The organism is Pseudomonas sp. R4-84 (genome assembly GCF_054130985.1).
In genome coordinates, this window is the sequence record NZ_CP096390.1 from 5369454 (window position 1) to 5383271 (window position 13818).

Below are 13818 nucleotides of genomic sequence, written 5' to 3' on the forward strand. Positions count from 1 at the left end.
GCTGTATCAGCCGTCGACGTCTGAAACCGTAACAGGGTTTACCGCGCGAATCAGAACGCCGGCAGTACCGCGCCGCTGTACTTCTTCTCGATGAACGCCTTCACTTCCGGGCTAGTCAGGGCCTTGGCCAGTTTCTGGATGGCGTCGCTGTCCTTGTTGTCCGGACGGGCGACCAGGAAGTTAACGTAAGGCGAATCCGAACCTTCGATCACCAAGGCGTCCTTGGCCGGGTTCAGGCCTGCCTCCAAGGCGTAGTTGGTGTTGATCATGTCCAGGTCGACCTGATCCAGCACCCGCGGCAACATGGCCGATTCCAACTCCTTGAACTTGAAGTTCTTCGGGTTCTCGGCGATGTCTTTCGGCGTCGCCAAGGCGTTTTTCGGGTCCTTGAGTTTGATCAGGCCAGCCTTCTGCAGCAGGATCAGGGCCCGGCCGCTGTTGCTGCCTTCGTTAGGGATGGCGATGGTGGCGCCGTCCTTCAGCTCAGCCAGGCTCTTGACCTTTTTCGAGTAGCCGCCAAACGGTTCGACGTGCACGCCGATTACGGTTACCAGATCAGTGCCTTTGCCTTCGTTGAAGCTCTTGAGGTACGGCAGGGTCTGGAAGTAGTTGGCGTCCAGGCGCTTTTGGTCAACCTGTACGTTGGGTTGAACGTAGTCGGTAAAAACCTTGATCTCCAGGTCCACGCCTTCTTTGGCGAGGGCTGGCTTGATCAGCTCAAGGATTTCGGCGTGGGGTACCGGGGTGGCTGCGACGACCAGCTTCTCTGCGGCCTGGACCAGGCCCGAGGTGAGGGCTGCCGCCAATGCGGTGAACAACAGAACCTTTTTCATGCGGTGTCCTTATCGAAAATCACAGGCGTCATGGGCGACGGCCAGAAGTAAAGTGCCAGCGAAGTGCTATCGCTGGCGTGATGCGCAAGATACCGATAATTTTTATGCCTTAACAATATCTTTTATTCAAGTTCATATTCATTTTACTCATATAGGAAAACCGCAGATTTTTGTGACGAGGGAGCGAGCACCTTCGCCGCAGTTGAACGAGTCCGGTCTAGAGCGTGTGGCTCAATTGAACGAGCCACGCTTTGAGGGCCAAGCGTTCGGTTTCCGAGCCCTGGGCGATAACCTGCGCCACCTGGCCGTCGATCAGTCCCAGGGCCGATGGCCGGGAGGGCAGATTCAAATGCTCCGGCAAAATCTCGTTTCCCGTGCTCACCAGCAATGCGAAGTGAATGACGTTTTCCAACTCGCGTGTATTGCCCGGCCAGCTGTGCCGTTCGAGGGCATGCTGCGCCGCTTCGCTGATCAGCGGCACCGTCAAACCAAGCCGCTGGCTGTAGATGCCCAAGAAGTATTCGGACAGGGACAGGATGTCGCCCACTCTTTCGCGCAAGGCCGGCAGCTCAAGCTGACCCTCGCAAAGGTAGTGGTAGAGCCGATCATGGAATTTTCCAGCCGACACCGCTTGCGCCAGATCGATACTGGTGGCCGCGACCAGGCGTACGTCCACCGGACTGGGCTGGTGCGCACCAACGCGAGTGACTTCATGGTTCTCCAGGGCCGCCAGCAATTTGATCTGGATCGGCAACGGCAAGTCGCCAATCTCGTCCAGGTAAAGCGTGCCGCCATTGGCCGAGCCGAACCACCCCGCCCGGCTGCTGGCCGAACCGCTATGGCTGCCAGCGGCGTAGCCAAACAACTCGGCATCGGCGTAAGTAGGGCTGATGGCGCCGCAATTGACTGAGACAAACAACCCGCCCCGATTGCTTTCGCGGTGGATGTGCCTGGCCAACAGCTCCTTGCCGGTGCCGGTTTCGCCGCGGATCAACACCGAGACCGAGCGCGGTGCCAATCGCTCCAGCTCCTGGCGTAACTGCCGCGAACGTGGGTCGACGAAAACCAGCGCCTTGGCGCGGATGCTCAGAGGGCTTTTTTCCGAGTCGGGAAAGGTCAGCAATGGCTGGCCAAAGGTTTCGTGCAGGGTCATGGCAGGCTCCCGCCCAAACCGCCGGGAGACGGAGGGCACTAAAAATTCAGGCACGACGCAGGGCGTGATGCTCCATGCGCGTTTGCAGGCGGTAGAGATAAGCGAAACCCTGCTCCCAACGCTGATGTCCGGATTTCACATTGATATGCCCGGCCCCCGCCAGAATCCCGGCCTCGGCTCCCCAGTTGCGTGCAAGCTCCAGCGCGCGCGGGGCACTGACTGCCGCGTCGTTGTCGGAACTGACCACTTGGCTGGGGAATGGCAGCAGGTTCGTCGGGATCGGCGCGAAATTGCGCAACGCCGGGGCGCAGGCCGGCCGCTCCACATCCGCCGGTGCCACGAGCAACGCGGCGCGCACCTGTCGTAACAGCTGCACCGGAGCTGTAGCAGCCCAATGGGCAACCGTGATGCAACCCAGGCTGTGCGCGATGAGAATCACCGGCGTGCTGTCAGCGGCGATGGCTTCTGCCAGCGCGGCGACCCAATCTTCTCGGCGTGGCGTCAACCAGTCAGCCTGTTCGACCCGGGTGCTATTGGGCAGGCTGGCCTGCCAGTGGGTTTGCCAATGATTGTCTGGCGATCCTTGCCAGCCCGGCACAATCAGGTAGCGAATCGATTCGTTGCGCATGGGGCTCTCCTGCGTATCTGTTTGCGGACGAGTATAAGGAGGAGAGCTGCATTGCTTAAGGAATAAGAAGCTATTTATTAAGGCTTAAATAGCATAACTGATCAGCCCATGGGGAAGCGCGCTTGCTCGCGATCTGTTGTGTCTCGCATCGGCACTGATTGATAGGCCGCTATCGCGAGCAAGCTCGCTAGCACAAGTATTGCAGCATAAGCCTCAACCACTTCGGCCCTTGCGCAGCAGCACGTCGAGCTGATCCACCACCACCGCCCAATCGGCATCTTCGAGAATTTCATCACGCAGCAATTGCCGCTGGCTCTCGTTCCAGAAGAATGCGTCGGCCAGATGCAATTCGGGCTTGAGCGGCGAGTGGCTGGCGATGAATTGATCAATGCTGACGGCGTCGTCGGGCAGGCCGAGTTGTTTGAACAGCGCGGGAAGGTTATGGATCGGCGTTTCCATGCGAAACTCCTGAGCATGAAAGGATCGGCTGGGGGACTCTCGCAGTCTAGTCCTTTGAAGCGAACGCTGAACCCTTTGTGGCAAGCACCTTCACCGCAGAAGCGGGATCGCCTGGACTACAACGATCTCAACGCTTCATAGGGTGCCTGCGCGTAACACCTGACCCGCTCATGCAACAGCGCCGAAGCCTCCCGGCGCTTGTCCTCGCTGTCGCCAGTGAATGCCTGCGCCGGCTGCTTGGCATGCTGCCCCACTTTTGCGAACACTCGCCTGCGTTGCTCATCATCAAGCCCGAAAAACGCCGCCAGCCTTCCCGTCATCGCCTCGGGCAGTTCGGTGTAGTCCACCGCCATTGCGGCAAACGCCTGGCAGTGCTCCAGACCTGTCGCCAACAAACGGCCCACCCGACGCGAGATGAAATCTTCCTGGCTGACGAAGGGTAATTCATCGTCGAGCACGCTCGCCCCGATCAACCCCGGCACCATGTGCATGCCAGGGCGGCGCAGATGGGAGACGGCAATTTCCAGCGGATCGCGGTACAGGAACAGCCGAGGCGTATCGGGAAAACATTCGCGCAACAGCGCCAATTCGCCGATGTTCCAGGCGTCGAGCTTGATCACCAGCCGTTGCTCCCCACCTCGACGGCGCTGCCCATAGGCCGACACCAAGCCCTTGAGCGCCACGCGCCGTCCGGCAGGCGGCAAATCACTGCGCAGCAGCGCATCCAGGGGCGGCGGCTCCGAGATGACGATGTGGTCATCCAGTTGGGCGAGCATCTGACTGATCAGTGTCGAGCCGCATCGGGAGGCATGGAAGATGAATGCGCTGGGCGCCAGGCCGGGGCTCTGTCGCTGCCATTGGCCCAGGACGTCCAAGGGTGTCTGGCGGCGGAACACCAGGTTGAAGGGCAAGCGCAGGGCTTCTTCCACGGCATCGCCGAAGAACGGCTGCGACAGTCGTCGGTCACCGAACCAGCACCAATCGACTCGCCACTCACCGGCCTCCTGCCACACGCGGATCGGCAACCAGCCATCCAGCCTCAGGGCTTGCACTGGTCACTCCATTGTCGGCGACCGTGGCGCATGGCAGCCCGCAATTGCTCCCGGGTGAAATGCAGCCCTTGTTCCGCCCCAAGCGTCAGCGCGGTTTCAACGAAAGTGTCCAGGTCATGGAGGCCTTGCAACGCGCTGGCAAGCTGAGGATCGACCTCCACGCAATGCTGGAAACGGGCCAGGTCGCTTTGCCCAAAGACGGCTTCGGGTGTACTACGCAGCCCCTCGGCTATCTGCCGGTCCAACCATGGCCCGGGGCGACAATCGAGCACCAGATGGATTCGCGCCTGGTCGCCTTGATTGGCAACGCGATGAGGACGCGCCAGATCGAGAAACCAACATTCGCCCGCCTGCATCGCAATGATCTGCCCGTCCAGCCAGAACGTAACCCCTGGCGAGCTCAGCAGCGGAACGTGCAGGCGCAGGTCGGCGTCCGGACCGCCCAGGTCATAGTCGCGATGCTCATGGATGAGACCACCCGGGCCCAACCGCAGCAGGCGGGCCGAGACGATATCCAGAGGCCAATCGGCCAATGCTTCTTGCCAGCGACCATCCTCTGACCAGGGCACGCGGTACACGGGCTTACCGTGTCCGGGCGACAGCTCGGTCAAGGCATCGGCAGCCGAGATCAACGCCACGCCGCTCCAATCACCGCTGTGATAGGCAGTGTTGAAATGCCCTCGCCAACGCTCGTCCTTGATGGCTGCCAGCGCTTGCAACAGCAACGGCAGGTTCACCGTGACGGGCAGGCGGGAAAACGCCGGGCGCGTCATGGCTGTGCCCGGTTATTGAGTCATCGTGGCTGTTTTCGGCAGCGTGATATCGCCCTGCGCCCAGGCCGCTTCGCGATTAGCTAACGCAGTGGCAATCGACTGCACTTCGGTGGACTGCACCTCGTTCGGCAATGGGTCGAGGCCGGCACTGGCGAAGATTTGTCCGTAGGCGTTGCGCAGGTCGGCATAGGCCAGGTCCCGCCGCAGGTCCGCCTGCAAGGTATTCAGCTCGCCTTGGATCAGGTCCAGTTCGCCAATACCCGCAGCCTGGTGACGGCTACGCAGTTGACCAACGATTTGCCCATCGATGTCCGACAGCTCCTGGCTGGTCTTGAACTGGCGCAGCGCTTCGCGGTAGTTGGCGTTGGCAACGTACAGCTGCGCCAGCACGGCGATCGACATCGCCTGGCGCCGTGCCGCCGCGACTTCTTCACCGGCCTTGGCCACGTCGATAGCCGCTGGAGCGGAGATGACATTGAACAGGTTCCAGGTGACTTTGACGCCGTAGTCGGCCCAGCCCTGCTCCACCAGGAACGAGTTGCTGTCGTAATGCCCGCCGGCGGAAAATTCCAGCCCCGGCAGCAAGCGCAACATGGCCTTGCGAGTTTCCGCCGCAGTGATGCGGGTCTGGTAGTCCTGCTCGCGCAGTTCCGGCCGGCTGGCCAGCGCTTCCTGTTCGAGGCGAGCCAAATCGACCTTGAGTTCCGGGATGGCGTACTCATCCTGGGTCGCCAGGGTCAGCTCGGTGCCCAACGGCAGATTGATCAGGGTCGCCAGTTCGGTCTTGGCCAGGGACAAGGCCCGGCGCTGTTCTTCCAACTGACGGGTCGCCTGTATCAGCGAGCGCTGGTAACCCAAGGCCTGCACCGGGTCGCCGATGCGCTGCTCGCTCATGCTCTGGCTGTTGCCTCGCGCCGCCTCGACCCGGGCCATCAGGCTGTCGATCTGCTTGAGCAAACGTTCGGCGGCCATGGCTCGCCAGTAGGCCGAGCGCACATCCTGGACGATGGTATTGATCACCTTGCGCCGGCGTTCCTGCACGATCAATCTTTGGTCACCGGCCTGCTTGGCGCTGATGTAGCTGACGCCAAAATCGAGCACGTTCCAGACCATGGTCAGGTCCGCCACTTCGCGGTCGCGGTCTTGGGAGGTCGACGGTTCCAGGGACTGGGTGCCGGTCTCCACGCTCTGGCTGCTGGAGGCGCTGACGTTGTTACGCCCCACATAACCGGCATCGAGGGCCATGCGCGGCAGCATGTCGAAGCTGGCGAGGTCCAGCTGACGCTTGGCCAAGGCCTCTTCCATGATTTTCAGGCGGCCTTCGAGGTTGTACTTCACCGCGCGGGCCATGGCCTGGTGCAGCGTCAACGGACCACTGAGGGGCTCCTGGTCCTTGTACATATTCTGCAGGTCGTTCCGGGCGCGCTGTTCGCTGGTGCTTCGATCGATCGGCTCGCTGGTGACCGCACAACCGCTGATCACCAACGCCAGCAAACTCACACCGAATAACTTCTGACTTCTATTCATCCCTGGATTGCCCCTGGCTACCGTATTTTTTATGGAATTCTCAGGCCAGCGCTTGGCTGGTGCCGGCCTGTTTCAAAGCCGTCGCGAGGCTGTCCACCTGGCGTTGTTCTGTGTCTTTGAGCTGCTGCAACTGCTGGCCCAAGGTCGGAGCGCCAAACACGCCGCGCAGGCCTTGGGAGGCATCGCCCCCCGTTATCGACCGGTTCTCGAAGGCATCCAGCGACTCGCCATCGGAACCCGTGTCCTGGTTGAACAAACTAGAAATCGTGCTGCTGCCAAACACGCCGCCGTCGCCGCCGCCAAAACCCAGGAACCCTTGGCCCGAGCCGTCCCCGCCGGCGTCACTGCTGAAAACCTGGGCGATATAGCTGGGCGCCAACTCGCCACGGTTGATGAAGATATCCCCGATGGGCCGAAGACCACCGCCCACGTCCCGTTGCTCGAACAGCGGCGGGAAGCCCAGCGGCGAGCCCAAGTCGCCGGTTGGCGGGTTGAAAATGATTGGTTGCAAGGGCACCTCGGACGACGGGATGACGGTGACCGGATCCGAGATCAGGAACTCTGGCGGTGGCTTCACATCGTTGGCCACCACGGTGTCGATCGCATAGTTGTTGGACACCGACACGCTTGACCCGGCGTTGCCCGACAGGTCGCTGACGTTGCTGGTATCCAGGGCGATGAAGTTGCTCGGGTCGGTGAGGTTCACCGACGGAGTGAAGGTCGCTGTCCAGGTCTTGCCGCCGTCGCTGCTGCTCAGGTTGCTCAGTTCGCCGTTGGTGACGCTCAGGTCCGACAGGTCGAAATCCGTCACCGCCTCGCTGAAAGTGAACGTGACCTGGGTCGTCTGGCCCACGCCCAGGCTCGGATTGGCCACCACGATGGTCGCGGTCGGCCGGGTGGCGTCGAGGGCGTAGTTGGCGGAGATGGCAATGCCGACACCGGCATTGCCGGCGCTGTCCTGCACGTTACTGGCATCCAGCAAGATCAAATTGGTGGCGTCGTTGATACCCGCCGTCGGCGTCAGGGTCGCCGTCCAGGTCAGGCCGCCGTCAACGCTGGCGAGGTTGGACAGCACGCCATTGGCGACGCTGAGGTCCGACAAGTCGAAGCCGGACACCGCCTCGGTGAAGCTGATGGTCACTGTCGTGGTCTGGCCAATGCCCAGGGACGTATCGCCCACCACGATGGTGGCGCCCGGACGCACGGTGTCGACCGCGTAGTTGTTGGAATTGACTATGCCGACGCCGTCATTGCCCGACACGTTTGACACGCCGCTGGTGTCCAGGCTGATCAGGTTGCTGGTGTCAGTGACGTTGCTTGCCGGGGTAAACGTTGCCGTCCAGGTGACGCCGCCGTCGGTCGAGGACACATTGCTCAGCGTCCCGTTGCTGACGGTCAGGTCGCTGTTGTCGAAACCGCTCACCGCTTCAGAGAACGTGATCGTCACCAGTGACGTTTCGCCCACGCTCAGCGCTGGATCGGCCACCACGACGGTGGCGGTCGGCACGCGGGTCTCGACGGCGTAGTTGGCCGAATTGGTGGTACCGGTACCGGTGTTGCCGGCCCCATCGCTCACACCGGTGTTGTCGAGGACGATCAGGTTGGTGGTGTCGCTCACGCCCAGGGTCGGGGTAAACGTGGCAGTCCAGGTCAGGCCGCCGTCGCTGCTGCTCACGGCGCTCAAGGTGCCGTTGGCAACGCTCAGGCCATCATTGCTGAAGCCGCTCACCGCCTCGCTGAACGTTATGGTCACCTGGGCGGTTTCGCCCGGCCTCAATGATGAATCACTCAACACGACAGTGGCGGTAGGGCGCTGGGTATCGAGCGCGTAGTTGTTGGAGACGGTCGCGCCGACGTTGCCATTGCCCGCCAGATCGATGATGCCGCCGTTATTGAGGGAGATCACGTTGCTGCTGTCGTTGATCCCGTTGGTGGGCGTAAGGGTCGCGGTCCAGGTGATACCGCCGTCGCTGCTGCTCAGCCCGGAAATCGTACCGTTGGCGACCGTCAGATCCGCGGCGGTGAATGCGGTCACCGCCTCGCTAAAGGTGATGGTGACCAGCGACGTCTCGCCGGCACCGATTGCCGTGTCGGCCACGACAATGGTCGCGGTGGGTCGCACCGTATCCACCGCATAATTGTTTGAGTCGGTGGTGCCGACACCCGCGTTGCCCGCCACGTTGATCACGCCGGTGTTGTCCAGGGTGATTACGTTGGTGGTATCGGAAATGCTGACGCTCGGCGTGAACGTGGCTGTCCAGGTAACACCGCCGTCGACACTGCCGACATTGCTCAGGGTGCCGTTGCTGACGGTCAGGTCACTGTTGTCGAAACCGCTCACCGCCGAGTTGAAGGTGATGGTCACGGTCGTGGTTTCGCCGATGCCGAGGGTGCTATCGGCAATCACGACGGTCGCTGTCGGCACGTTGGTATCGACTTGGTAATTGTTGGAACTGGTGGTGCCAGTGCCGCTGTTACCGGCCCCGTCCGCCACGCCGGTGTTGTTCAGGACGATTATGTTGGAGGTGTCGCTCACCCCAAGGGCCGGCGTGAAAGTAGCGGTCCAGGTGATGCCGCCATCGCTGCTGCTCACTGCGCTCAAGGTGCCGTTGGCCACGCTCAGGTCCGAATTGTCGAACCCGCTGACCGCTTCTGAGAAGGTGATCGTCACCAAGGAGGTTTCGCCGACGCTCAGCGCCGTATCGGCGATCACGATGGTGGCGGTCGGGCGCTGGGTGTCCACGGCGTAGTTGTTGGAATCGGTGGTGCCACTGCCAGTATTGCCTGCGCCATCCACCACGCCGGTATTGTTGAGGGTGATCAGGTTGGTGGTGTCGGTGACGCCCGCCGATGGCGTGAACGTCGCCGTGTAGGTGATGTTGTCGCTGGTGCTCAGGCCACTCAGGCTGCCGTTGGTGACGCTCAGGTCGGCCAGGGTGAAACCGGTCACCGCTTCGCTGAAGGTAATCGTCACCACCGATGTTTCGCCAGCGCCAACGGCCGAGTCGGCGACCACGATGGTGGCGGTCGGACGCGCGGTGTCGATGGCGTAGTTGTTGGAATCGGTGGTGCCGCTGCCAGCGTTGCCCGCCGCGTCGGCGACGCCGGAGTTAGCCAGGGTGATGAGGTTGCTGGTGTCGCTGATGCTGGCGGTTGGCGTCAGCGTCCCGGTCCAGGTGATGCCGCCGTCGCCGCTGCTCAGGCCGATAACCGTGCCGTTGGCGACCGTCAGGTCAGCGGCGGTAAAGCCTGTCACTGCTTCGTTGAAGGTGATGGTCACCAGAGACGTTTCGCCGACGCTCAGCGAGGTATCGCTGACAACGATGCTGGCGGTGGGACGCTGGGTATCAACGGCGTAGTTGTTGGAGCTGGTGGTGCCGCTACCGGCATTGCCCGCCGCGTCCGACACACCGGTATTGGCCAGGACTATCAGGTTGGTCGCGTCGCTGATACTGGCGCTCGGTGTGAGCGTCGCGGTCCAGGTGATGCCGCCATCGCTGCTGCTCAGTCCACTCAACGAGCCGTTGGCAACCGTCAGGTCCGCCAAGGTGAAGCCGGTAACGGGCTCGCTGAAGGTAATCGTCACCTGGGACGTTTCACCGATGTTCAGTGCGGTATCGGCCACCACGATGGAGGCGGTCGGGCGCTGTGTGTCGATGGCGTAGTTGTTCGAGTCGGTGGTGCCGCTGCCGATGTTGCCGGCCAGGTCGGAAATGCCACTGTTGGTCAGCGTGATCAGGTTGCTGGTGTCAGTGACACTGGCGCTCGGCGTCAGCGTTGCGGTCCAGGTAATGCCGCCGTCGCTGCTGCTCAACCCGGTGACCGCACCGTTGGCGACCGTCAGGTCGGCGCTGGTGAAACCGCTCACCGCCTCGCTGAAGGTGATGGTCACCAACGAGGTTTCGCCCGCGCTCAACGCGGTGTCGGCGACCACGATGGTGGCGGTCGGGCGTTGCGTGTCGATGGCGTAATTGTTGGAGTTGGTCGTCCCCACGCCGGCGTTGCCATTGAGGTCCGCCACGCCGGTGTTATTCAACACAACGAGATTGGAGGTATCGGTGACCGCCGCGTCCGGCGTCAACGTGGCCGTCCAGGTGATACCGCCGTCGCTGGTGCTCAGGCCGCTGAGCGAGCCATTGGCCACAGTCATGTCGGCCGTGGTAAAGCCGGAGACCGCCTCGGAGAAGGTGATGGTGACCGTCGACGTCTCGCCAATCCTGAGGGCCGTGTCGCTCACCACGATGGACGCCGTGGGCGCCACGGTGTCGTTGACGACGTAATTGTTCGAGTCGGTGGTGCCCACGCCGGTATTGCCCGCCAGGTCGGCCACACCGGTATTGTTCAGGGTGATGATGTTGGTGGTGTCGGCGATGTTGCTGGCCGCCGTCAGGGTGCCGGTCCAGGTGATGCCGCCGTCGCCGCTGCTCAAGAGGCCAACGGTGCCGTTCTGCACCGTCAGGTCCGCCGCGGTGAGGCCCGTTACGGCCTCGGAGAAGGTGATGGTCACCGTCGTCGTGCCACCGGAGTTCAGGTTGGTATTGGCCACCACGACGGTCGCGGTAGGCGGTGTCTCATCCGGTACATAGTTGGTATTGATGGTGCCGCCGTCACCGTAGACGTTGGCCACCGATGCCGGTGAAACGCCGGCGCTGCCGGCACTCGTCCCACCCACACCACTGCCGCCGACGTTGCCGGCCAGGGCCGCGAAGTTGGCGGCGGTGATCAGGATCGTGCCTTTGTTCCAGATGGCGCCAACACCAACGCCACCCGCACCGCCCGCCTGCGTGTAACCCCCACCGGCGCCACCACCGCCACCGCCACCGCCGGCACCGACGTTGTTGGAGATAACCGAGTTGCCAATGACGCGCAGGGTCGCGCCGGTATCGTTATAGATACCCCCGACCGCGCCGCCACCTGCCCCACCGATGTCGTCATAACCGTCGCCACCGCCACCGCCACCGATGGACAAGCCACCGCTGCTGGCCGTGCCTCCGGCCGAACCGGTGCTGTAACCCGGATAGGCCGCACCGCCCGCACCACCCGTGGTGGAACCGCCACGCCCGCCAATGTTGAAGAAGCCGCCGCCCGCGCCACCCTGCCCGGCCGAGCCATTGGAACCCGTGGCGTTGAGCGTATCGCCGCCCTTGCCACCGATACCGCTACCGACCGCACCACCGCCACCACCGCCACCACCGGCGTATTGCGGCGTCACGCCACCGCCACCACCACCGCCAGACGCGGCGTTCGCGGTGACCGTGACGTTGCGCAGGGTCAGGGTGCCGGCGTTGTAGATACCACCGCCCTTGGACACCAGCGCATCGTCGCCGCCATTGCCGCCGTTACCCGCCGCCATGCCCCGAGTGATCACCAGCCCATCGAGGGTTGCCGTCGTGCCGGCCGTCACGTTGATAATCTGGGTCCGGTATTGGCCATCCAGGGTCACGTCGGCAACGTTGTCGTTGTTGAGATCGCCATCGATGGTGACGTTCTTGTTGACCACCAGCACCGACGTCAGCCCGACGGTCATGGTGTTATTGAACGTGACGATGTCGCCGTTCTGTGCGGAGGCCAGGGCCGCACGCAGGGAACCGACGCCGGTGTTGAGGTTGTTGGTGGCGGTCCAGGTGGCCAGGCCCCATTGGTACTCGCTCATGGCCTTGCTCGACAGCACGTTGGCGCTTTCGATGGTGCCGGTGGCGATTTCCAGGTTCCAGTCGCCGCCCAGGCCGGTGCGGTCGTCGGAAGCGGCCACGTCTCGGCCGGTGAGCTGCGCCAGCGAATTGACCAGGCTCATGCCGCGGTCGCCTTCGGCGGTGTAGCAGCCGTAGATCAGGATATCGCCGCCGGCGTTCATGTCCTGGCCGATCTGCGCCAGCACCTCGGCGCGGGCCTGGACGTTGTCCGCCGACAGGTAGCTGTTGCCCAGCCACAAATCACCGGCGTTGCCGTGGGCAATGATCTGCACCGAGCTGACGCCCTGGTGCGTGTCCAGGTAATCGGCGATCTGTTGCAGGCCGTCCTTGGTGGCATCCAGTTGCACCACCTCGGTCCCGGGGGCCACGCCTTGCAGCAGGCTGCCAGCGTCCTTGACCCGTGAATCGACGAACACCACGGACTTGCCCGGGACGGCGGCCTCGGTGGCATCGGCCTGGCCTTGGGGAACATGGGTGTCGGAAGGCTGGTCCGCTGTGGGCGTCTTGGCCGCCTCGGCAGTCGGTTGCGCGTCCGATTGCGCCGCATCGGCCACGGTGGCCGCCACCGCGCCGTCGAACAGCATTCGCGGTTCCAGAGACATGATCATTGGCGATACCAGGGGTTGCGTGCTCTCGGTTACCCGCGATTTGCCTTTGCTCCACCACATGACGATCACCTGGACTCGAACTTATTCAACACGCCAATGAAAAAAACCGCGATCAGCTGACCGCGGCGTCGGTTTTCATACGAATGACATTCGCCGCGCTGGCTGCGCCATCGCGCCAGAACGACAACTCGGCATACTTCTCGAACAGATCCGGCGGCAGCAAGGTCCGCCGGGCTTGCGGCGCAACCTTGGGCTTGACCTTGTGCAGGCCGGCGACGCCCAAGGCCTGGTCGAAGGCCGGCGCGTCGTAGGTCAAGTGATTGAAATCGTGCTCGAACCAAGGCTCGCCGATGAACTCATAGACCAGCCGCATGACCCGCTCGGGCGCCTGGCTCAACAGGTCGTAGTCAACGATCAGCAACGACTCGGCGTTCTCGCCGTAATAGGCTTCCTTGAGCGCTGTCCAGGCGAACCCCACCAGGCGATTGCGCTGGGCCAGGGTTTCGCAACGGCTGTAGACGGTGTTGCGCTCGTCATCGTCGTTGAACAGCTTGGTGTTCTCGAAGGGATTGGCGCGGTAGAGCCGCTCCAGGCTATCGAGGATCCAGGCGACGTTGCGCACGCAAGCGATGGTCTTGGCCTGGGGAAACAGGTCCTGCAAGGCCGGCAAGCGGGCGCACCATTGACGGTTGGTGTCGAAGATGACCGGTTTGTCGGCCTTGTCGGCGTAGTAGGAATCGAAGAGGCCACGCAACAGGCGACGGCGCAGATCAGCGTCGATCACCGAGCCGAATTCGCTGCCGGCGCTGCATTGCTGCAGGACGCTGCTGAACAGCGTACCGACGGGGCTGGTCATGCCGGCATGGAAGCGCGGATTCTGCAACAGGATGGCAGAAAGCAGGGTCGAGCCAGAGCGCGGTAAACCGGAAATAAAGTGAAACTGCGGCAATCCCTTCACCTTGTATTTAGTCCCTTCGTAGCCGAAGCGTAGCCGACAACAAAAATTTCGCCTAGTAGTGTTTTGCCATCAGGCGCGCCGAAAACTGTAAAGAAGATGGACGGTATCGAGGCGTCGAAAGGGTGAATCGGTTA

General features: G+C 62.6%; 9 protein-coding genes. All 9 read right to left on the reverse strand.

Annotation, left to right across the window (positions count from 1 at the left end; translation table 11 throughout):
• Nucleotides 1–50: 50 nt before the first annotated feature.
• The 9 genes from M1D68_RS24315 to M1D68_RS24355 all read right to left on the reverse strand — a co-directional run bounded on the left by M1D68_RS24315 (nucleotide 51) and on the right by M1D68_RS24355 (nucleotide 13684).
• The gene (locus tag M1D68_RS24315; RefSeq protein ID WP_420766480.1) at nucleotides 51–833 is read right to left on the reverse strand and encodes a MetQ/NlpA family ABC transporter substrate-binding protein; all 783 of its coding nucleotides are present in this window, start codon (nucleotides 831–833) and stop codon (nucleotides 51–53) included.
• A gap of 217 nt (nucleotides 834–1050) precedes the next feature.
• On the reverse strand, nucleotides 1051–1986 hold the full coding sequence (locus tag M1D68_RS24320) for a sigma 54-interacting transcriptional regulator (RefSeq protein WP_457968672.1): 936 nt from the start codon (nucleotides 1984–1986) through the stop codon (nucleotides 1051–1053).
• Between the two features lie 46 nt (nucleotides 1987–2032).
• On the reverse strand, nucleotides 2033–2614 hold the full coding sequence (locus M1D68_RS24325) for an alpha/beta hydrolase (protein WP_420766482.1): 582 nt from the start codon (nucleotides 2612–2614) through the stop codon (nucleotides 2033–2035).
• 213 nt (nucleotides 2615–2827) lie between these two features.
• Nucleotides 2828–3073: a DUF2789 domain-containing protein gene (locus tag M1D68_RS24330; RefSeq protein WP_420766483.1), complete on the reverse strand. Its 246-nt coding sequence runs from the start codon at nucleotides 3071–3073 to the stop codon at nucleotides 2828–2830.
• Nucleotides 3074–3189: 116 nt separating this feature from the next.
• Nucleotides 3190–4125: a sulfotransferase family protein gene (locus tag M1D68_RS24335; protein WP_434649330.1), complete on the reverse strand. Its 936-nt coding sequence runs from the start codon at nucleotides 4123–4125 to the stop codon at nucleotides 3190–3192.
• Complete coding sequence (locus M1D68_RS24340; protein ID WP_457968675.1) at nucleotides 4113–4898, reverse strand: aspartyl/asparaginyl beta-hydroxylase domain-containing protein; 786 nt, start codon at nucleotides 4896–4898, stop codon at nucleotides 4113–4115. The genes M1D68_RS24335 and M1D68_RS24340 overlap by 13 nt, the downstream gene beginning before the upstream one ends.
• A 12-nt stretch (nucleotides 4899–4910) precedes the next feature.
• Nucleotides 4911–6425 carry a TolC family protein gene (locus M1D68_RS24345; RefSeq protein WP_420766486.1) on the reverse strand — a complete coding sequence of 505 codons (1515 nt, stop codon included), beginning with the start codon at nucleotides 6423–6425 and terminating at the stop codon, nucleotides 4911–4913.
• A 40-nt stretch (nucleotides 6426–6465) separates the two neighbouring features.
• Nucleotides 6466–12786: an Ig-like domain-containing protein gene (locus M1D68_RS24350; protein ID WP_457968677.1), complete on the reverse strand. Its 6321-nt coding sequence runs from the start codon at nucleotides 12784–12786 to the stop codon at nucleotides 6466–6468.
• 52 nt (nucleotides 12787–12838) lie between these two features.
• Nucleotides 12839–13684, reverse strand: a complete 846-nt coding sequence (locus M1D68_RS24355; protein ID WP_457968679.1) for a sulfotransferase family protein — start codon at nucleotides 13682–13684, stop codon at nucleotides 12839–12841.
• Nucleotides 13685–13818: the final 134 nt, after the last annotated feature.

Bases quoted from the DNA above. Each gene is read 5' to 3' on its own strand.
- M1D68_RS24345 (WP_420766486.1), bottom strand. From the start codon at position 6,425: ATGAATAGAAGTCAGAAGTTATTCGGTGTGAGTTTGCTGGCGTTGGTG.
- M1D68_RS24340 (WP_457968675.1), bottom strand. From the start codon at position 4,898: ATGACGCGCCCGGCGTTTTCCCGCCTGCCCGTCACGGTGAACCTGCCG.
- M1D68_RS24330 (WP_420766483.1), bottom strand. From the start codon at position 3,073: ATGGAAACGCCGATCCATAACCTTCCCGCGCTGTTCAAACAACTCGGC.
- M1D68_RS24320 (WP_457968672.1), bottom strand. From the start codon at position 1,986: ATGACCCTGCACGAAACCTTTGGCCAGCCATTGCTGACCTTTCCCGAC.
- M1D68_RS24325 (WP_420766482.1), bottom strand. From the start codon at position 2,614: ATGCGCAACGAATCGATTCGCTACCTGATTGTGCCGGGCTGGCAAGGA.
- M1D68_RS24315 (WP_420766480.1), bottom strand. From the start codon at position 833: ATGAAAAAGGTTCTGTTGTTCACCGCATTGGCGGCAGCCCTCACCTCG.
- M1D68_RS24350 (WP_457968677.1), bottom strand. From the start codon at position 12,786: ATGTGGTGGAGCAAAGGCAAATCGCGGGTAACCGAGAGCACGCAACCC.